This is a genomic window from Sphingobium agri (genome assembly GCF_023051225.1).
In the GTDB taxonomy this organism is placed as follows: domain Bacteria; phylum Pseudomonadota; class Alphaproteobacteria; order Sphingomonadales; family Sphingomonadaceae; genus Sphingobium; species Sphingobium agri.
In genome coordinates this window covers 780,007-798,583 of sequence record NZ_JALKHS010000006.1, presented here as the reverse complement: position 1 = coordinate 798,583, position 18,577 = coordinate 780,007, and the positions used below count along the sequence as shown (strand labels likewise).

Genomic DNA, 18,577 nt, shown 5'->3' with positions numbered 1-18,577 from the left:
CCTTGTCCCCCCATATCGCCGCATGGACAAATCCTCGCAAGCCAGCAGATACAATCCGGCAAAGGAAATCTTCGCGTTGCAGCCCGACTTCGCCGATGAAGTCGCAGCGGCAAACTTCCCGCAGACGATATTGCGATATCGGAACGATAGGGCCGCAGCGAGCGTGGGGCTGGACCGGCTGAGCGATGAGGAGTGGCTTCGTCACTTCGGCCGATTCGAACCATTGTCAGGCAGCCTGCCGCAGCCGCTGGCATTGCGTTATCATGGCCATCAGTTCCGGGTGTATAATCCTGACATTGGCGATGGCCGGGGATTCCTGTTCGCGCAGTTGCGCGACGAAGCCGGACGGTTGCTGGACCTTGGGACGAAAGGATCGGGCCAGACGCCCTACAGCCGCTTTGGCGATGGGCGGTTGACGCTGAAAGGCGGCGTTCGCGAGATATTGGCGACCGAAATGCTGGATGCGCTGGGCGTCAACACGTCGAAGACCTTTTCATTGATCGAGACGGGCGAGGCGCTGGAGCGGCATGACGAGCCCTCCCCCACTCGCTCTGCGGTCATGGTGCGATTGAGCCATTCCCATATTCGCATCGGGTCCTTCCAGCGCGCCGCCTATTTCGATGACAAGCCTCTGCTGGAGCGGCTCACCAATTATGCGCTGCGCAACCTGTACAATGAAGAGCCGGGAAACAATGCGCCCGCGCAGTTGCTGGGCCGCGTGGTCGAGCGGACGGCTGATCTGGCGGCGAGCTACATGGTCGCGGGTTTCGTGCATGGCGTGCTGAACAGCGACAATATCAATGTGACGGGCGAAAGCTTCGACTATGGCCCGTGGCGCTTTACGCCTTATTGGGAGCCGGGTTTCACGGCCGCCTATTTCGACCATGCCGGGCTTTATGCGTTTGGACGGCAGGCTGAAGCGATCCACTGGGATGTGGCGCAATTGGCTGTTTCGCTGAGACCCTTGGTCGAAGCCGAACCGCTGATCGAGCAACTGGAGCGGTTTCCCGAATTGTTCGGAGGGGCAATGGCGCGGCGCTTTTGCTGGCGGCTAGGCGTCGTCCCCTCAGGCGATGTGAACTCAATGATCGAGGCAGCCGTCAAGGGAATGGCCGCGAGCAAGACACAGATCGACCGTTTCTTTCATGATTGGCGAGGCGGCGAACCGCGCGAGCGAACGGACTATTCGGGCGAGGCTTGGGCGCCGTTCCGCGAAGCTGTTGCCGGGATAGAACCAAGCGGCAGGAAAGAGCATGCCTATTGGAGCGATGCCGCGCCCTGTTCGATGCATATAGACGAAGTCGAGTCCATCTGGAGCGCGATCGCCGAACGGGATGATTGGTCACCGTTGCAGGAGAAAGTCGCGGCGATCCGGCGGATGGGTGAGGCTTTGGGGCGTGGGCCGGAAGTGCCTTGAGAAACGGCCTTATCCCGGCCGTGCGTAAGGCCGCCTTTCCGCCCAGCGTGGACGAACGCACGACACTGCTGATCCTTGGCAGCCTGCCGGGCGATGCCTCTATCAGGCAGGGTGAATATTATGCCCATCGCGGGAACGCTTTCTGGTCGCTGATGAGCGATGTGCTGGGTGATGATCTGCGCGCCCTGCCCTATGCCATGCGGCTGAAGCGATTGCGCACGCGGGGCGTCGGCCTGTGGGACGTGATCGAGAGTGCGGACCGCGAAGGCAGTCTCGACAGCGCTATCCGGGGTGCGGAGTTTCGGGATTTGAGGGGCTTTATCGCGCGGCTGCCTGCGCTGCGGGCGATCGCGTTCAACGGCAAGACAGCGTCAGTGCAGGGCCGACGTCAGATCGGTACTGCCACGGAGTTGACGATGATCGATTTGCCATCCAGCAGCGGCGCCTATGCCATGCTTTCCAGAGACAAGAAGGCAGAGGCGTGGCGGACGTTGCGTCAATGGATTGCACCGTCCCAACATTGACGTAAGCGTAAGGCGGACTTAGACCATCTGCAACAAGAGGGTGCCGGCCGGTGAGCAAGAGTGTCTATTTCGAGGATTTGGAAATCGGCGACAGGCTGGATTTCGGTCCGGTAAGTGTCAGCCGCGACGAAATCATGGCCTTTGCCGCAGAATTCGATGCCCAGCCTTTCCACCTGTCGGATGAAGCGGCCGCAGGGACGCATTTCGGGAGCCTGTCGGCGAGCGGCTGGCACACAACTGCGCTGTTCATGAAGATGTTCGTCGCGAAGATGCAGGCCGCCGGGCATCAGGATGCGAGCCTGGGCGCCATGGGCATCGATGAACTGCGATGGCTGCGGCCGGTGAGGCCTGGCGATACGCTGAGGGGCACATCCGAGGTCGTAGAAAAGAAGGCGTCCCGGAGCAGACCGGAGATGGGCATCGTCAAGAGCAGGGTCACTGTGCTGAACCAGCGGGATGAGCCGGTATTGACGATGATGCCGATCACGATGTTCCGCACCCGTCCGAACTGACGCGGAAAATCTTTATCGGTCCTGGACTGGCGGCAGCGGCTGATTGGCGCGCGCGTCCGCAGCCATGATGCGGACTTGGCTGGATGCCGCACCCGACAGTTGAATGAGATGCACGCCTGGCGTCAGGTCGAACCAGACGATCTTCCGGATGCCCGAACATCCCGGGCCATGACTGTGCGCGGTGGACGCGATAGGGCTATTCCTGAAGACGATATCGACCCAGGCGGGACCCGACAGGCCTATCCCTATCCGTGCCGGCGTTTTGACGGCCAGGCTGAAGAGGCCGCCATAGCTTTTAGGCGCCTGATGGTGAGGTTTGACGGCATATTGAACTTGAGGCGAAGGGCGCAGCGTCGCCACAAGGGGCTTACCCAGGATGAGCCGTGGCGCAGAAGCCGCTTCGCCCGCGGCGGACTCCGTTCCGCTCTGGTTCCAACTGGTCCAGGGTTCAGGGGGCAGCGGAGCGTCAAGGCATGGGTCGGCGGCAAGTGCGGGCGCGGAAAGGCTCAGGGCAGCGAGGCAAGCGATCAGGCGCATCGTCATTTCCTTCCGAACAGCTTTTCTATGTCTCCATGGCCTAGCTTTACCCAGGTCGGACGACCGTGATTGCACTGGCCGCTGCGTGGCGTGATCTCCATCTCGCGCAGGAGCGCGTTCATTTCCGCCACGCTCAGCACCCGGCCCGCGCGGACTGAGCCGTGGCACGCCATCGTTGCCGCGACCAGATCGAGCCGCTCCTTCAGGGATAGCGCTTCGTCATAAGCAGCGAGATCATCGGCAAGGTCGGTGACAAGCCCCTGCACGTCTCCTTGGCCCAGCATCGCGGGCACGGCGCGCACCAGCATGGCAGAGGGGCCGAACCGCTCCAGCTCAAGGCCGAAGTTACGCAGCTCATCGATGCGCGTTTCCAGGCGATCGCAGGCGGGCTCATCCAGTTCGACCACTTCGGGCAGCAGCAGCGCCTGCGTGGCGACGCCCTGCCCTTCCATGGCGCGGCGCATGCGCTCGAGCGTAAGGCGCTCGTGCGCGGCATGCTGATCGACGATCACCAGCCCATCCTCCGCCTCCGCGACGATATAGGTGCGCGCCACCTGTCCGCGCGCGACGCCGAGCGGGAAGCTGGTCCCTTCCGGCGCGGGTGCGGCGGCGGGCTCGGCGCGCGCCTGTGGCGGGGGCGCGGTGAAGGAGGGGCGACGATCAGCGAACGTGGCGGCTGGCGGCGCATAATTTACCGAGCCAGCTTCGAAGATGGGAAGCGCGCTGATCGGCGTGGGCGTAAGCGGCTCGGTTTTCCAGGCGGAAAGACTCGCCGGATCGGCCTGCTGCACGGATCGGAAGCCCTCTGCGTCGAGCGCGCGACGGACGCCGGACACGATCATGCCCCGGATCATCGCAGGGTCCCGAAAACGCACTTCCGTCTTCGCCGGGTGGACGTTGACGTCTACCTCAAGCGGCGGAACATCGAGGAACAGGGCCACTACCGGATGCCTGTCCCGCGCCAGCATGTCGGCATAAGCGCCGCGCACCGCGCCGATCAGCAAGCGGTCGCGAACAGGGCGGCCGTTGACGAACAGGAACTGATGATCGCCGACGCCGCGATTATAGGTCGGTAGCGACGCCACGCCCGACAGGCGCACACCTTCGCGTTCCAGCGAGACGATGACATGGTTTTCCGCGAGCGCCCGGTCGGTAAGGGCAGCGACGCGATCCTCCCGCGCCTCTCCCCCCTGAACGGCGATCGCCCGGCGGCCGTCATGCTCCAGCGTGAAGGCGACCGAAGGGTGCGCCATTGCGAGCCTTCGCACGACATCAAGGCAGGCTGCATATTCCGCCTTGGCAGAACGCAGGAATTTGCGGCGAGCGGGCACCCTTGCGAACAGCTGTTCCACAGTGATCCGCGTGCCGGGCGGCAAGGCAGCAGGGCCTTCGGACAGCAGCACGCCATTGTCGACCGTGCGGTTCCAGCCATCCTGCCCTTTGGGCCTGCTGTCGATCGACAAGCGCGCAACGCTGGCGATCGATGGGAGCGCTTCACCACGGAAGCCCAGGGTGGACACATTCTCGATCGCGTCGTCAGGCAGCTTCGACGTCGCATGCCGCTCCAGCGCCAGCGCGATTTCGTGCGCGGCCATGCCGCAGCCGTCGTCACTCACTTCGATGCGGTCGAGCCCGCCGCCGCTCAACCTGATGGAAATGCGGGTTGATTTAGCATCCAGTGCGTTTTCAATGACTTCCTTGAGCGCGCTGGCGGGTCTTTCGACCACTTCACCGGCAGCGATACGATTGACCAGATGTTCGGGCAGGCGGCGTATTGACATTGATTAGTGACTAGCCCAAGCGAGCGCTTTCCGCGAGCCGTTGCCCCCGAAAATTTTGCCTCATCACAGGGAATGATGACAGGGACGGCGGAACGTGGCAGGGACCTCCGAACGCCCCGGTTCGCGTCGCCGGGACGGGCGGGCTGAACAGGAACAAGCATGTCGATCTTTTCGCGACTTTTCAAACTCTCCTCCCAGGATATGGCTATCGATCTCGGCACGGCGAATACCGTCGTCTATGTGCGGGGCCGCGGGATCGTGTTGAATGAGCCATCGGTCGTGGCGGTGGAGACGCTGAACGGCGTGAAACGGGTCAAGGCCGTGGGCGACGACGCCAAGCTGATGATGGGCAAGACGCCCGATTCGATCGAGGCGATCCGACCGCTGCGCGACGGCGTTATCGCGGACATCGATGTCGCCGAGCAGATGATCAAGCACTTCATCACGAAGGTGCATGGCGGCAAGTCGCGTCCGTGGCGCTTTCCCGAGATCGTGATCTGCGTTCCGTCGGGCTCCACCAGTGTCGAACGCCGCGCGATTCGCGACGCGGCCAGCAATGCGGGTGCTTCTCAGGTGTTCCTGATCGAAGAACCGATGGCAGCGGCGATCGGCGCCGACATGCCCGTGACCGAGCCGATCGGTTCGATGGTCGTGGACATCGGGGGCGGCACCACTGAAGTCGCGGTGCTCTCGCTGCGTGGGCTCGCTTACACCACCTCGGTTCGCGTCGGCGGTGACAAGATGGACGAAGCGATCGTTTCTTTCGTGCGGCGCCACCATAACCTCCTCATCGGTGAAGCGACCGCCGAGCGCATCAAGAAGCAGTTCGGCGTGGCCCAGCCTCCCGAAGACGGCGTGGGGGAAACCATCCATATCAAGGGCCGTGACCTGGTGAACGGCGTGCCCAAGGAAATCTCGATCAATCAGGGGCAGATTGCCGATGCGTTGGCGGAACCCATCAGCACCATCGTCGAAGGTGTCCGGATCGCCCTGGAAAATACCGCGCCGGAGCTGGCGGCGGACATTGTCGACCAAGGCATCGTGCTGACCGGCGGCGGCGCCCTGCTGAAGGGGCTGGACGATGAACTACGCGACGAGACCGGGCTGCCCGTCACGATCGCCGAGGATCCGCTGACATGCGTCGCCATCGGTACTGGCCGCGCGATGGAGGATCCGATCTTCCGAGGCGTGCTGCAGACCGCTTAAGGTCAGGGGGACCACTGCATGGCGCGGCCATCCAGCCGACGTCCCGGCCATAACCGCAAGGCGCAGTACAGCCTGTTTGCCAGCTATGTTGTGGCGATAACGGGTGCGGCTGTCGGCTTGCTGCTGGTCGCTGTGGCGATATTCGATCCCACCGGGTTCGCCGCGATCCGTGCGGCTACCGCGGAACTTTCGCGCCCTGCGTCGCTTGGCCTGCGCAACATGGTCAGTGGCGCAAGTTCGCTGGACGATGTGCTGACCGCATATTGGCGCGCAGGGTCGCAGAATATCTCGCTTCGCCGCCAAGTGGAGGCTGACCGTAACCGCATCATCGAGGCGAAGGCGGTCGCGCAGGAAAATCAGCGCCTCAAGCGGCTGTTGAAACTGGTCGACGAGGATCATAGCGACCTGCTGACGGCTCGGCTCATTTCCTCCTCTTCATCCAGCGCCCGCCGTTTTGCGCGATTGAATGCGGGCCGCTGGCAGGGCGTCCGGACCGGCATGCCGGTCCGTGCTTCGGAAGGCCTTGTCGGCCGCATTCACAGTGTCACCCCCAATACCGCCGAAGTCCTGCTACTGACCGACAGCAGCAACATCGTGCCGGTCCGCCGCGCGACCGACAGTGTTCCGGCCATCTCGACGGGGCTAGGCGACGGGACTGTCGAGATCCGATCACTTGCTGCTGGCCGCAATCCTTTCAACGCCGGTGACATCCTCGTCACATCCGGCGTCGGCGGCATCTATCAGCCCAATATCCCGGTGGCTGTGGTCGTTCGGATCGCGGGCGAGATCGCCTATGGAGTGCCACTGGCCAACCCGTCGAAAGTCGATGCGGTGGTGGTCGAACGCTCATTTGAGGAAGCAGTTACGCGCAACGAACCTGCTTCGCCCGACAGCGCGCAGCCAGAGACGGCAGCCAACGCCAGCGTTCCATGATCGACCCGCATCTTCAGCATGTGCCCCGGCTCGGCCGCCATCCTTCCCGTTTTCGCCTGGCCGGGACGCCGGTCATGACGGTCATGCTGGGATCATCCGTCACGATCCTGCCGATTGTCGCCCAAGCCCCTGTCATGCCGCCCTTTGGCTTGTTGTTGCTGCTGTCCTGGCGCTTGCTGCGGCCAGAGCTTTGGCGCGCCTGGATCGGTGTGCCCCTTGGTCTGTTCGATGACATGATGAGCGGACAACCCATTGGTTCGGCAATGTTCCTGTGGACCGTGATGCTGATCGGCATCGATGCGGTGGAACATCGAATGGTATGGCGCAGCTACCGGCAGGACTGGTTAATCGCTGCTGCCGCGATTATCTTCTGCATCGCCGGTGGGCTATTCCTTGCGCGGATAACCGGCGGAGGAGACATCAAGCTGGAACTGGTCGCGCCGCAAATGCTCTGGACGATCCTGCTCTTTCCCTTCGTCGTGCGGCAATGCGCGCGGATTGATCGCTGGCGCGTGATGGCATGAAGCTGCCCAAGCTCAAGCGGAAGACCGTTACCGAAGCATCGCTGTCCTTCACCTTCACCCGCCGAGCAATGGTGGTCGGCGGATTGCAGGCCGGGATCGGCGCGATGCTGATCGGCCGGATGGCGTGGATCAGCGTTGCCGAAAATGAGAAATATAATCTTCTTTCGGAAAGCAACCGCGTCAACCTGACGCTCATTCCTCCACGTCGCGGATGGATATTGGACAGGAACGGGCGTGCGCTGGCGAACAACCGCACGGACTTCCGCGTCGACCTGATCCCCGAGCGTGTCACTGATCCCGAAGGGACGTTGCGCAGCCTGGCTCATCTTCTGGCGCTCGCCCCGGACGAGGTAGAACGGATCAGGACAGAACTAGACAAGGCGCCCGGTTTCCGACCGGTCCAGGTTGCCGAAAAGCTGACCTATGATCAGTTCGCAGCTGTCAGCGTTCGCTTGCCCGACCTCCCCGGTGTGGCCCCTAGCCAAGGATTTTCCCGTTACTATCCCACCGGATCAACGGTTGGGCATTTGCTAGGCTATGTCGGCGCCGCCTCGGCGAAAGACTATGAGAAGCGGAAGGACCCCCTGCTTATCACCCCCGGCTTCAAGGTGGGCAAAGAGGGGCTGGAGAAATGGTTCGACCTTGAACTGACGGGTAAGCCCGGCGCCAAGCGGGTCGAGGTGACGGCGCGCGGCAAGATCGTGCGCGAACTGACGACGCGGCCGGACGCGCCCGGAAATGCAGTGAAGCTGACCATCGACGCAGGGCTTCAGGATTATGCAGGGCGCAGGCTCGGTGCTGAATCCGGTTCCTGCATCGTGCTCGATTGCCTGACAGGAGAAATCCTCTGCATGGCGTCGATGCCCTCCTATGATCCAAACAACTTTTCCGACGGCATCAGCCATGATGAATGGGACATGTTGTCGAGCGACGAGCGCCATCCGCTGATCAACAAGTCACTGAACGCCCTTTATCCGCCGGGATCGACCTTCAAGCCGATGGTTGCGATGGCGTTGCAAAGCGCCGGGATTGACCCGAAGGAGCGGGTGCATTGTCCCGGTGGGTATCGGCTGGGCAACCGCTTCTTCCGCTGCCTCGGCCGTCATGGTTCGGTCGACATGCACCGTGCTCTCGCCAAAAGCTGCAACACCTATTTCTACACCATGGGCAACCGGGTGGGCATCGACGTCATCGCGCGGATGGGCCATGCCATGGGGTTCGGTGAAAAGTTCGACCTCCCTGTCAGTTCGCAAAGTTACGGCACCATGCCCGACACCGCGTGGAAGATGCGGCGCTATGACCAGAAATGGACCGCATCCGACACGCTCAACGCGTCCATCGGCCAGGGCTATGTCGTCGTAAATCCGTTGCAGCTCGCCGTCATGGCGGGGCGGATCGCATCAGGCCGCAACATTCAGCCCCGTCTGGTGAAAGGCCGCTATCCCGAGGCGCCGTTCATGCCTTTTCCCAAGGAACATTTCGACGCTGTGCGGGGAGGCATGTGGGAAGTGGTGAACGGTGACGGCACTGCAGGACGCAGCCGCCTGGACCTCCCCGGAATACAGATGGGCGGAAAGACTGGCACGGCGCAGGTGCGCAAGATTGCGGGCAGCCAGCGCGGGCAGAGCGGCGCATGGAAATATCGCGACCATGGCCTGTTCGTCTGCTTCGCGCCCACGAGCAATCCCCGTTATGCGGCATCCGTCGTGATTGAACATGGCATGGGCGGCTCCCGCGCTGCCGCCCCGGTGGCGAAGGATGTGCTGACATATTTGTTCGATCCAGCAAAGGCGATGGCCCGGCTGGAAGAATTGGAGAAAGGCTGGGGCGGCCCTCCCGCTGAGCGGATGGAACGTCAAATGGCGGCCTACCGTCTCGCCAAGGCGATCAAAAAAGGGGAAGTCGTTCCCAAGCCAGCCGATGCTTCAGAGGCGGAGAATAGCGCCAACGCAGCTGCGTCGGCCAATGTGTCAGAGACTGCGGATAACCCTCCGCCTCAGCGAGATCCGAACAGGGAAGCAGGTCGGTGAGCATCATTCCCCAGCCGCTTACTGAATTTCCCTGGAGGGTATTGGGCATTCTCCTCGCGATCGCGGGCTTTGGAACGCTCGTACTTTATAGCGCCGCCAGCGGCAGCATCACGCCCTGGGCCATCAACCAGGCCGTCAGGTTCGTCATCTTTACGGGAATGGCGTTCGTCATCAGCCGGGTGCCGCTAGAACTTTTCGCGCGGTTCGCTTTCCCTGCCTATGGGGCCGTTCTCATATCACTGGTGCTTGTGGAACTGATCGGCGGCGTCGCAGGCGGTAGTCAGAGGTGGATCAACCTCGGCTTCATGCAATTGCAGCCATCGGAATTCATGAAGCCGATCATCGTACTGGCGGTGGCCCGCTTTTACGCATTGCTGCCCGTGGGAGAAATTCGACGCTGGACGGCCATATGGCCCGCGCTGGTCCTGATCGGTGTACCATGGGCGCTGGTGCTGGTGCAGCCGGACCTTGGCACGGCGACGATGATTGCTGCGGGTGGCGTAACTGTAATGTTCCTTGCCGGATTGCCGCTGCGGTTGTTCGTCGGGTCGGGACTGGCGATCGCAGCCATCATCCCCATCGCCTTCAGCTTCCTGCATGATTATCAGCAGAAACGGGTCCTGATCTTTATGGACCCGGAAAGCGATCCGCTGGGGGCCGGATACCATATCAGCCAATCGAAGATCGCAATCGGCTCCGGCGGTATCTGGGGCAAAGGATTCCTCAAGGGCACCCAGAGCCACCTCGACTATCTTCCCGAAGGACATACCGACTTCGTTTTCGCCACCATGGCTGAGGAATGGGGACTGGTTGGGGGGGTATTTCTGATCGGCGCCTTCCTGTTGCTGTTCCGCTGGGGGATCGGCGTATCGCTGCGTACACAAGATAAATACGCGCGGCTGGTCGCGTCGGGGCTGACGACGACCATCTTCTTTTATGTGGCGATCAACCTCATGATGGTCATGGGATTAGCCCCGGTCGTCGGTATCCCCCTACCCTTCATGTCCTATGGTGGCTCGTCCATGCTGACCGTCATGCTGTGCATCGGCATCATAATGGCCATCGAGCGTTCGACCCGCCGCAGTGGACGCAAGCCGGGAAATTGGGGCTGAAACCGGCACTGGCGCAAAATTTTTTGCAGCGCCGCGATTTACTGTTTGCAAAGCCGAAGGATAATGCTAACCGCCCGGCCACGCCAAGGCGAGGCTCCGAACGGAGCAATCCGAAAGCGAGTGTGGACGCATAGCTCAGTTGGTAGAGCAGCTGACTCTTAATCAGCGGGTCCTAGGTTCGAGCCCTAGTGCGTCCACCACCTTCCCTCTATCTTCAAATAGTTAGCAACGGAAACTCGCAAAATCCGAGAGTTACGGAGATCACCTGAATTGGTGGACCGCCTCCACTACTCCGCTGCGAGACCGGCGCTGGCTGTCGAGGCCGCTCCCGCGATGGCGCCATCGAAGGCATAGTCGGGCATCTGCGAAAACAGCTCCTTCTCGAAGAAGGCGCAGGTGATCGCGAGCCCCTCGGCCAACGAGACACGGGGTTCCCAGTCCAACAGTGTCCGCGCGCGCTTGATATCGGGGCGGCGGCGCCGGGGATCGTCGATCGGCAACGGCTTGCGGATGACGCGTGACCTGGTGCCGGTCTGCGCCCTGACCAGTTCCAGTACCTCCATCATGCTATATTCTTCCGGATTGCCCAGGTTGATGGGTTGAAGGTCGGCCACGTCCGATTCCATCAGACGCATGAGCCCATCGACCATGTCAGACACATAGCAGAAGCTGCGCGTTTGCGATCCGTCGCCGTAGATGGTGATGTCTTTCCCCGACAAGGCCTGGCAGACGAAGTTGGAGATGACCCGCCCATCGTCCGGATGCATGTTGGGGCCATAGGTATTGAAGATGCGCGCGACCCTGACATCCGCGCGGCCCAGGCGGGCGAAGTCGAAGGCAATGGCTTCGGCGGCTCGCTTGCCCTCGTCATAGCATGCACGGGGGCCGGTGCAGTTCACCCAGCCACGATAATCCTCACGTTGGGGATGCGCTTCAGGATCGCCATAAACCTCACTGGTGGAGGTCAGGAGGAAACGGGCGCCATTCTGTTCCGCGAGCCGCAGCAGCCGATCCGTGCCCACGACGCTGGTCAGCATCGTATGTTCAGGGTCTGCCTGATATTGCGGAGGCGACGCTGCGCAGGCGAGATTGTAGATGCGCGTGATATCCCGGCGGCGTGTCACGGCATCGGGCAACGGATCGACGATGTCGGCACGGATGAAGCTGAAGGCGCGATGGCCCTCCAGCATTTCAACATTCACTTCGCGCGCAGTCTGGAGATTGTCGAGGCAGATGACGTCATGCCCCTGCTCCAGAAGAGCGCGGCAAAGATGGGAACCGATAAAGCCAGCTCCGCCTGCGACCAGCGACACATTTTTCTTCATGCTTATCATCCGTTGTTATCCTTCTCCCTTTGCCGGGACGTCATCCTGCGAGTGCGACCTTATGCTGCGCCTGCATCGCCGAAGCTTCGTGGAGGTAGGTTTCGAGCTGCTGCGCTCGATGGTCGGCGGTATGTTCGGCGAGGATGCGGGCGCGCCCCGCTTCGCCGACAGCCGCGCGCTCCTCATCCAGCGCGACGATCACCTGCTCGGCATTCCAGGCGAACAATATCTCCTTGTTTGGTGTCAGCAGGTCGCCAAGGCCTGGCCAAACGTCCGAGATGATCGTGGTCCCGCAAGCCCCCGCCTCGAACAGCCGGACGGAGGGTGACCATCCCGCCTCAATCATGTCGGCGCGCGTCACGTTGAGGGTGAAGCGTGAGGCCGAATAGAATTCCGCATGGTCCTGCGGGGGCAGATGCTCGATCCGCTCCACATTGGCTGGCCAATCGATGTCCGCCGGATATTGCGGACCGGCTACGACGAAGCGCCGGTCAGACATCAGCCGCGCGGGTTCGATCAGCAACCGTTCCAAGGTGGGCTGGCGATCTGGACTATAAGTGCCGAGATAGGACAGGTCCCAGCGCTTCGGCACATCTATCGGCCGGTAGGCGGCCGGATCGACCGAACAATAAAGTGCCCTCGCCATGGGCGAGCCATATTCACGCTCCAGCAGATCAAGCGTCGGGCCGCCAGTGAAAGAGCAATAAATGTCATATCCAGAGATGAGGTCCGGCGACAGATAATCACATTTTCCCGCACGCACATTGGCCAAGGTGATCGGCGTGTCGATGTCGTATAAAAGCGTGGTGCCGCGGGCATGGCGCTGCACATATTGGCCGACCGCGATACCTTCCGGCACATAAGAACCGACCATGACCGCGTCGGCACTTTCGATCTCCCCGCGCCAGTGATCGAGCGAGGGAAGATCATCGTAGAACGCCAGACGGCAATAATCTGGATCCACTAGGTCTCGCTGGCTGGCATACCAGGGGACATCACGCTCAAGGAACAGAATGTCATGCCCCCGCTTGGCAAAAGCCGACAGCAGGGCTCGGAAGGTGGTGGCATGGCCATTGCCCCAGGAGGATGAGAGGCTGAGGCCGAGGACGACGAGTTTCATGCTCTTTCCATCTCCTGTTGCGGTGTCTTGGCGGCGCGCCGTTCACGCAGAATGGCATCCACCTCCTCTCCACGCAGGGCATAGCTATGTTCGGCGCGGACGCGGGCCAGAGCGGCTCGGCCAATCATCCGCGCGCGTTCGGGCGTGAGCGTAGCGAGGTGGTCGGCGACGTCCTGCCCGTCGCGGGCGACCAGCACTTCCTCATCAGGCTTCAGGAACAACTCAATGCCTTCCCAGGCGTCGGTGATGAGGCAGGCTCCTGCTCCCGCTGCTTCGAAAACGCGGGTGGCAGGAGAGAAACCGATATGCGCCATGCTGTCCCGGGCGACGTTGAGCACCGCGAGCGGCGTACAGTTGAAAGCATTATGTTCCGCCGTGTACACATGGCCGCGATGGCGAACGTTGGACGGCATCGCCTTGCTTTCCCATCCATTGCCACCGATGAGAAAGCTGCGTTCTGAAAGCAACGTGGCGGGCTTGAGGAAAAATTCCTCGACCCGGGCTTCACGGTCCGGCAGGCGATTGCCTAGAAACGCCAGGTCGCAGGCGAAGCGCGGGTCCGGTTCGACCGGGAAGTGGCTCTGCGGATCGAGGGCGTTGTAAACGGGAATGCAGTCGCGCGCCCCCATTTCCCGATAAGCGCTCACCACCGGATCGCCGCCGCCATAGGTCAGCACGAGGTCCAGCCCCGGCAGCGCCCGCCGGACAGCATGATCGGGCGCGGCCCGCATTTCATCCAGGGTAGCCGCCGCATCCACGTCCCAGAAGATGCGCAGCGCGTCAGGGCGAGCGCGCTCCATCACGCCCTGCAATAGCTCGTCATCGAATACGCCAACGCCGCTCGCCTTCACCACGACATCAGCGTTCGCCGCCTGATCCATCACCTCGTTCAGCGCTTCGGTCGTTGCAGGATAGACCACCACGCACGCCCATTCAGGCGGATCGATGTCGCGATGCTGCTGGCGATCGAAGGCGTCGGGCTCAAAGAATGTGACGTCATGGCCGCGCTCAGCCAGTTCGCGCAGGATGCCGCGATAATAGGTCGCCGCCCCGTTCCAGTAGGAGGAAAGCAGGCTGGAACCGTAGAAGGCAATTCTCATGCGACATTCCTTGCAAGCGAGATCGGTGTGGCGAAGGCATCGAGCGACGCGATGATCCCCAGAAGCTGCTCTGCGCGATGCGCACAGCTATGGCGGCTGCGTATCGTTTCCAGCCCGCTGCGGATCAGCGACGCGCGCAGGTCCGGATCGGATGCAACTGCGCGAAGATGATCCGCCATTTCCTTCCCATCGCTCGCGAATAGGAAGTCCTGCCCGGGACGGAAGAGATGCTCGCTATCCTCCCATGGCGCTGACAGCAGCGGAATGCCGCAGGCCAGCGCCTCAAACACGCGGATGGTCGGGATGCCGGGCAGCAGCTGCGTGTAGTAGCGGCGCGGCACATGAACCGTGGCGAGATGCTGCGCGAAGATGGCGGGCGCGCGAGCATTGGCTGCCCAGCCATGATAATCTACGCCATAGCGCTTCAGTGTGGCGAGGGCCTCGTCAGGATAGCGTACCCCGTAGATGTCGAGGGGCAAGTTAGCCTGTGACGCGGGGCGAAAAAGGAAATCTTCCAATTCGGCTGTTCGCTCGCCATCGCCCCAGTTTCCAATCCAGACGACGCCTTGGCGATCCTTCTCCACTTGAGGCGGATGGAAATGCTTGAGGTCTGCTGCTTCGTGCCAAGTCCAGACGCGGTCGCCCCAGCCCCAACGGCGATAAACCTCGGACAAGGTCTCACCGAACGCCAGCACCCCGTCATAGGCCGACAGGTCGAAAGCGCGGATAGCCTGGGGATCTGAGACAGCACGGTGGTGCGTGTCGTGGAAGAGGAGCGTGAATGTTGCGCCTCGTGCACGGAGGCCGCCAAGGGCGGCTACCAGCGTGGGATCATTCCACTCATGCACGATGACGACCTCGGCACCATCAATTAGCGCTTCCGGTTCACTGTCGGGCCCATAGCTGAAGGTTTTGAGTTCAGGGTAAGCGGCATGGAAGGCGGAGAGGCCTGCTTCGCCATGATCTGCAAGGAGATTGGAGAGGCTCCAATTGCCTTGCGGCTCCAGCGCCAGCACATCATGGCCCAGAGCGGCCAGTTCGCGCAGTACGCCGCGAAGGAAATGCGCGTTGCCATGGTTCCAGCATGATAGCAGCGAGTGGGTGAAGTAGCGGATCTTCATGCGGCGACCCTTTGTTCGGCCATGGCATAGTGGTGAGCCATCGCTCCCGCCATGGCAGCGGGGATGTAGCGGTGGGCTCGTTCCTGTGCCCTCCCCCCGGCGTCCAGGCGGGCAGCGCGGCTGCTCAGCATATGCTCGATCGCGCGGGCGTAGCCTTTGGCATCGTGCGCATCGACGAAGGTGGCAGCGCCTTCCCACAGCTCACGGAATGTCGCGATATCTGATAATATGAGGGCGCACCCGGCTGATGCCGCTTCGAGGACGGCAAGCCCGAACGGCTCGTAAAGCGCTGACGAAGCGAAGACTGGCCGCTCGCTTAGCCTCTCGGCGAGTCCAAACTCATCGAGCGTGCCGATCGCCTGAAGCGATTCTATGGCAAGCGCAGCGCCATGTGGTGCCATGACCGGACCTGCGGCGAGAAAGGGAGCGCTGATCCGGGCAGCAGCCTCATCCAGCACGCGGACATTCTTGCCGTCATCCCATAAACGCCCGGCCGTGAAGACATAATCGCGCATTGGTTTTCGCGCCGGGACTGGCAGAGCCCGGCCATTATGCACTGTAAAGGGCATGACGCCATAGACCCGCCGAACCGCCTCTGCGAAGGCTGTGCTGGGGGAGATCGCAACGGCGGCATGCTGAAGGCCGCGCGCCACCATCTCTGTCCGCCAGACGAAGTCCTCGGGCATGTCTCCGCCGTGGACCGCCGCCCACCAGGTCGCGACGCAGCTATGCTGGACCGCGATGACAGGGCAGGGATAGCGCCCCATGCTGACGAGGGCGGGAGTGTGAAGTTGAACAAGGTCGGCGCCGAGATCGCCCGCCATCTCGGCCAGCCGCCGCTCGGCCTCGATCACCGGCGCGGGATCGGCCGCCAGCCAGTCAAGCTCAAGCCCGCTATCGACCAGGCCGATGCTGGCCGACCCGGCGATACTGTCGCGGGCTGCTTCATTGGGAGACGGTCCCATCACCGCAAGCGTGACCTGGTAGCCAAGCGGTTCGAGGGCGCGGGCAAGGTCGGTGGAATATTGCCAGACGCCGCCGACGGCATCGCATGTGAGCAACAGATGACGCATCGCCATCAAAGCGCCCTCGCCGCCATCGCGGGGGCCGTGACGGCCTTACCCTCCGGCCGTTCAGCAAGCAGCCATTCCGCCAGGTCGGCGACCCCCTTCTGCCATGGCGTTCGGGGTTTGAGATCCACCGCCTTCTGAAGCTTGCGCGTATCCGCCACGAAATAGCGCTGATCGCCCGCCCGCCAGTCCGCCATGTCGATAAGTGGCTGGCGGCCGACATAGTCGCCAATGAACTTCAAAATCTGGTGCAGGCTGACGGCATTGTCCGGCCCGCCTCCCAGGTTGAAGGCCTGGCCGCTGAGCCTGTCGATGTCGCGCCATACCGAAAGATAGGCCCCGACCGCGTCCCGCACGTCGAGAATGTCGCGAACCTGACAGCCATCACCATAGAGGATGATGCGCCGCCCTTCGATCGCGCTGATCAGGAAGTGAGCGACCCAGCCCTGGTCCTCCGTCCCCATCTGCCGCTGACCATAAATGCAGCTCATACGCAGCACGGCCGTGGGCACGCCGAAGCTGCGCCCATAGTCGAGCACATATTGATCCGCCGCCCCTTTCGAACAGCCATAGGGGGTGTGGAAGTCGAGCGGGCGGCTTTCGTCTATGCCATGCTCGCGCAAGGTGCTTTCGGCGGGATGATAGGCGCCGCCCTCAAGCCGGAACTCTACATCCTCAAGACCACCATAGACCTTGTTCGTCGATGCGAAGATCACCGGCGGCGGAGAAACGCAGCGCCGTGCGGCCTCCAGCACGTTGAACGTGCCGAGCATGTTGATCTCAAGGTCTGCGCGCGGGTCGGAAAAGCTGGTGGTGACGGCGACCTGCGCCGCCATGTGGAACACAGCCTTGGCCTTGGCTACAGCCCCCTCCACCTGCCCCACATTCCGGACATCAGCGATGATGGGGATGATGCTGGCCCCATGGCGCTGTTCCAACCATCTGAGGTTCCGCTCAACCCCTGGACGGGCAAGGCTGTCGTAGATGATGACCTCCTCGCCTTCCCCAGCCAACCGGTCGGCGATGTTGCTGCCGATGAAGCCAGCGCCACCGGTAACAAGAACGGGTCTGCGATCGGGCGGCGTCATGCGACCAGCCCTCTCGCTTCGAGTTCGGCGCGCGCCTGATCGACGCGATCGTCGGCGGTCTGCTGCGCCACCCATTCGGCCAGTTCGGCAAGACCTTCCTGGAAGTCCTGCCGTGCCTGGAAGCCGAGTTTCTCCTCCGTCAGGCTGGTGTCGCAGAAACAATGACGTATGTCGCCTGTGCGCGCCTTGCCGACAATCTCGGGCTCGATGCTGTTGCGACCCATCGCCTGCGCAAGCTTCTCCGCCACTTCCGTAACAGATCGATCATGGCCAGAACCGATATTGAAGGTGCCGCCGGCCGCTTGCGGCAGTTCAAGCGCGTCGGCAAATGCGCGGGCGACGTCACTAACATGTACGAAGTCGCGGCGTTGCTCGCCATCTTCGAAGATCATCGGCTTCTGACCGTTCAGCAGCCGGGATGCGAAGATTGCCAGCACGCCAGTGTAGGGATTGGAAAGCGCCTGCCCCGGCCCGTAGACGTTGAACAGTCGCAGGCAGACGCCCTCCATCCCATAGGGCGCCGTCATGATATGGGTCGTGCGTTCCTGCACATATTTGTTGAGCGCATAGATGGACGCGAGATTGGGCCGCTTCCATTCCGGCGTCGCGATCGGCGTGAGCGGGCGCCCTGCTCCGTCAAGCGGTTCCCAAATCTTCTGATTGTCGCGAATGGCACCGCGCTCTGCATCCTGAACGACTTGTCCGTCCGCGTCGCGATAGAGCCCCTCGCCATAGATGCTCATCGAGGACGCGGTAACAACGCGCCGGACGGGGTTGCCGATCAGCCTTTCAAAGAGAACAGCCGTCCCCACATCATTGACGGATGTGTAACGTTCCACCTCATACATGGACTGTCCCACGCCTACCTCGGCGGCGAGATGGATAACGCAGTCCACGCCTTTGAGGGCATGCTCGACCACATCGCCGTTGCGCACGTCCCCGCGGATCAGTTCTACCTCGCTATCCAGATCCTCGGGCCGCTCACCATCGCCGTGGACTTGTTCGATCAGATTATCGAGCACGCAAACTCTGTTCCCGCGCGCCAGCAACTCCTTGCAAACCGCCCGGCCGATAAAGCCCGCTCCGCCAGTGACGAGTATATTCTCCACGGCCAATCCCCTCATGATGGTGAAACAGCCGCGGGAAAGGCGGCTCATTGCAGTAGGGCAACAACAGG

At 62.1% G+C, this 18,577-nt stretch carries 17 protein-coding genes and 1 tRNA gene; 9 read left to right on the top strand and 9 right to left on the bottom strand.

What is annotated here, in order from left to right; translation table 11 throughout:
• The first annotated feature begins 22 nt into the window (after positions 1–22).
• The 3 genes from MU848_RS07170 to MU848_RS07160 are packed head-to-tail and all read left to right on the top strand — an operon-like array spanning position 23 to position 2,453.
• Positions 23–1,417 carry a protein adenylyltransferase SelO family protein gene (locus MU848_RS07170; protein ID WP_247230996.1) on the top strand — a complete coding sequence of 465 codons (1,395 nt, stop codon included), beginning with the start codon at positions 23–25 and terminating at the stop codon, positions 1,415–1,417.
• A gap of 20 nt (positions 1,418–1,437) precedes the next feature.
• Positions 1,438–1,941 (top strand): DNA-deoxyinosine glycosylase, encoded by a 504-nt coding sequence (locus MU848_RS07165; protein WP_247230995.1) that lies wholly within the window; start codon positions 1,438–1,440, stop codon positions 1,939–1,941.
• A 50-nt stretch (positions 1,942–1,991) separates the two neighbouring features.
• Positions 1,992–2,453, top strand: coding sequence for a MaoC family dehydratase (locus MU848_RS07160; protein WP_201514261.1), 462 nt, complete (start codon positions 1,992–1,994; stop codon positions 2,451–2,453).
• A gap of 12 nt (positions 2,454–2,465) precedes the next feature.
• On the opposite strand, the gene MU848_RS07155 is transcribed toward MU848_RS07160, so the two are convergent.
• Together MU848_RS07155 and mutL are read right to left on the bottom strand one after the other, a co-directional pair.
• Complete coding sequence (locus tag MU848_RS07155; protein ID WP_201514262.1) at positions 2,466–2,990, bottom strand: hypothetical protein; 525 nt, start codon at positions 2,988–2,990, stop codon at positions 2,466–2,468.
• Positions 2,991–2,992: 2 nt separating this feature from the next.
• A complete protein-coding gene (gene mutL, locus MU848_RS07150) occupies positions 2,993–4,771 on the bottom strand; it encodes a DNA mismatch repair endonuclease MutL (RefSeq protein WP_247230994.1) in 1,779 nt (592 codons plus the stop codon).
• 159 nt (positions 4,772–4,930) lie between these two features.
• On the opposite strand from mutL, the gene MU848_RS07145 reads away from it, so the two are divergent.
• From MU848_RS07145 to MU848_RS07120, 6 genes are all read left to right on the top strand, one after another.
• Positions 4,931–5,977: a rod shape-determining protein gene (locus tag MU848_RS07145; protein ID WP_007685698.1), complete on the top strand. Its 1,047-nt coding sequence runs from the start codon at positions 4,931–4,933 to the stop codon at positions 5,975–5,977.
• Between the two features lie 18 nt (positions 5,978–5,995).
• On the top strand, positions 5,996–6,910 hold the full coding sequence (mreC, locus tag MU848_RS07140; RefSeq protein ID WP_201514267.1) for a rod shape-determining protein MreC: 915 nt from the start codon (positions 5,996–5,998) through the stop codon (positions 6,908–6,910).
• On the top strand, positions 6,907–7,434 hold the full coding sequence (gene mreD / locus MU848_RS07135) for a rod shape-determining protein MreD (RefSeq protein ID WP_247230993.1): 528 nt from the start codon (positions 6,907–6,909) through the stop codon (positions 7,432–7,434). The genes mreC and mreD overlap by 4 nt, the downstream gene beginning before the upstream one ends.
• Positions 7,431–9,464, top strand: a complete 2,034-nt coding sequence (gene mrdA, locus MU848_RS07130) for a penicillin-binding protein 2 (protein ID WP_247230992.1) — start codon at positions 7,431–7,433, stop codon at positions 9,462–9,464. The genes mreD and mrdA overlap by 4 nt, the downstream gene beginning before the upstream one ends.
• Positions 9,461–10,576 carry a rod shape-determining protein RodA gene (rodA, locus tag MU848_RS07125; protein WP_247230991.1) on the top strand — a complete coding sequence of 372 codons (1,116 nt, stop codon included), beginning with the start codon at positions 9,461–9,463 and terminating at the stop codon, positions 10,574–10,576. Before mrdA ends, rodA begins: the two co-directional genes overlap by 4 nt.
• Before the next feature lie 124 nt (positions 10,577–10,700).
• A tRNA-Lys gene (locus MU848_RS07120) sits at positions 10,701–10,776 on the top strand.
• Positions 10,777–10,863: 87 nt separating this feature from the next.
• Here the strand turns inward: MU848_RS07120 and MU848_RS07115 are convergent.
• From MU848_RS07115 to MU848_RS07085, 7 genes are read right to left on the bottom strand one after another with little or no spacing between them, the layout of a single operon-like run.
• Positions 10,864–11,910: a UDP-glucuronic acid decarboxylase family protein gene (locus MU848_RS07115; RefSeq protein WP_247230990.1), complete on the bottom strand. Its 1,047-nt coding sequence runs from the start codon at positions 11,908–11,910 to the stop codon at positions 10,864–10,866.
• A 31-nt stretch (positions 11,911–11,941) separates the two neighbouring features.
• Entirely contained in the window at positions 11,942–13,021 is a 1,080-nt protein-coding gene (locus tag MU848_RS07110) for a CgeB family protein (protein ID WP_247230989.1), read from the bottom strand.
• Positions 13,018–14,121: a CgeB family protein gene (locus MU848_RS07105; RefSeq protein WP_247230988.1), complete on the bottom strand. Its 1,104-nt coding sequence runs from the start codon at positions 14,119–14,121 to the stop codon at positions 13,018–13,020. Before MU848_RS07105 ends, MU848_RS07110 begins: the two co-directional genes overlap by 4 nt.
• The gene (locus tag MU848_RS07100; protein WP_247230987.1) at positions 14,118–15,242 is read right to left on the bottom strand and encodes a CgeB family protein; all 1,125 of its coding nucleotides are present in this window, start codon (positions 15,240–15,242) and stop codon (positions 14,118–14,120) included. The genes MU848_RS07105 and MU848_RS07100 overlap by 4 nt, the downstream gene beginning before the upstream one ends.
• Positions 15,239–16,321: a glycosyltransferase family 4 protein gene (locus MU848_RS07095; RefSeq protein ID WP_247230986.1), complete on the bottom strand. Its 1,083-nt coding sequence runs from the start codon at positions 16,319–16,321 to the stop codon at positions 15,239–15,241. Before MU848_RS07095 ends, MU848_RS07100 begins: the two co-directional genes overlap by 4 nt.
• The gene (locus MU848_RS07090) at positions 16,321–17,400 is read right to left on the bottom strand and encodes an SDR family NAD(P)-dependent oxidoreductase (RefSeq protein WP_247230985.1); all 1,080 of its coding nucleotides are present in this window, start codon (positions 17,398–17,400) and stop codon (positions 16,321–16,323) included. Before MU848_RS07090 ends, MU848_RS07095 begins: the two co-directional genes overlap by 1 nt.
• Positions 17,397–18,509 (bottom strand): SDR family NAD(P)-dependent oxidoreductase, encoded by a 1,113-nt coding sequence (locus MU848_RS07085; RefSeq protein WP_315862459.1) that lies wholly within the window; start codon positions 18,507–18,509, stop codon positions 17,397–17,399. The genes MU848_RS07090 and MU848_RS07085 overlap by 4 nt, the downstream gene beginning before the upstream one ends.
• Positions 18,510–18,577 lie beyond the last annotated feature (68 nt).

Bases quoted from the DNA above. Each gene is read 5' to 3' on its own strand.
- mreD (WP_247230993.1), top strand. From the start codon at position 6,907: ATGATCGACCCGCATCTTCAGCATGTGCCCCGGCTCGGCCGCCATCCT.
- mreC (WP_201514267.1), top strand. From the start codon at position 5,996: ATGGCGCGGCCATCCAGCCGACGTCCCGGCCATAACCGCAAGGCGCAG.
- mutL (WP_247230994.1), bottom strand. From the start codon at position 4,771: ATGTCAATACGCCGCCTGCCCGAACATCTGGTCAATCGTATCGCTGCC.
- MU848_RS07095 (WP_247230986.1), bottom strand. From the start codon at position 16,321: ATGGCGATGCGTCATCTGTTGCTCACATGCGATGCCGTCGGCGGCGTC.
- MU848_RS07105 (WP_247230988.1), bottom strand. From the start codon at position 14,121: ATGAGAATTGCCTTCTACGGTTCCAGCCTGCTTTCCTCCTACTGGAAC.
- MU848_RS07145 (WP_007685698.1), top strand. From the start codon at position 4,931: ATGTCGATCTTTTCGCGACTTTTCAAACTCTCCTCCCAGGATATGGCT.
- MU848_RS07170 (WP_247230996.1), top strand. From the start codon at position 23: ATGGACAAATCCTCGCAAGCCAGCAGATACAATCCGGCAAAGGAAATC.
- MU848_RS07155 (WP_201514262.1), bottom strand. From the start codon at position 2,990: ATGCGCCTGATCGCTTGCCTCGCTGCCCTGAGCCTTTCCGCGCCCGCA.
- MU848_RS07090 (WP_247230985.1), bottom strand. From the start codon at position 17,400: ATGACGCCGCCCGATCGCAGACCCGTTCTTGTTACCGGTGGCGCTGGC.
- MU848_RS07115 (WP_247230990.1), bottom strand. From the start codon at position 11,910: ATGATAAGCATGAAGAAAAATGTGTCGCTGGTCGCAGGCGGAGCTGGC.
- MU848_RS07110 (WP_247230989.1), bottom strand. From the start codon at position 13,021: ATGAAACTCGTCGTCCTCGGCCTCAGCCTCTCATCCTCCTGGGGCAAT.
- mrdA (WP_247230992.1), top strand. From the start codon at position 7,431: ATGAAGCTGCCCAAGCTCAAGCGGAAGACCGTTACCGAAGCATCGCTG.
- MU848_RS07100 (WP_247230987.1), bottom strand. From the start codon at position 15,242: ATGAAGATCCGCTACTTCACCCACTCGCTGCTATCATGCTGGAACCAT.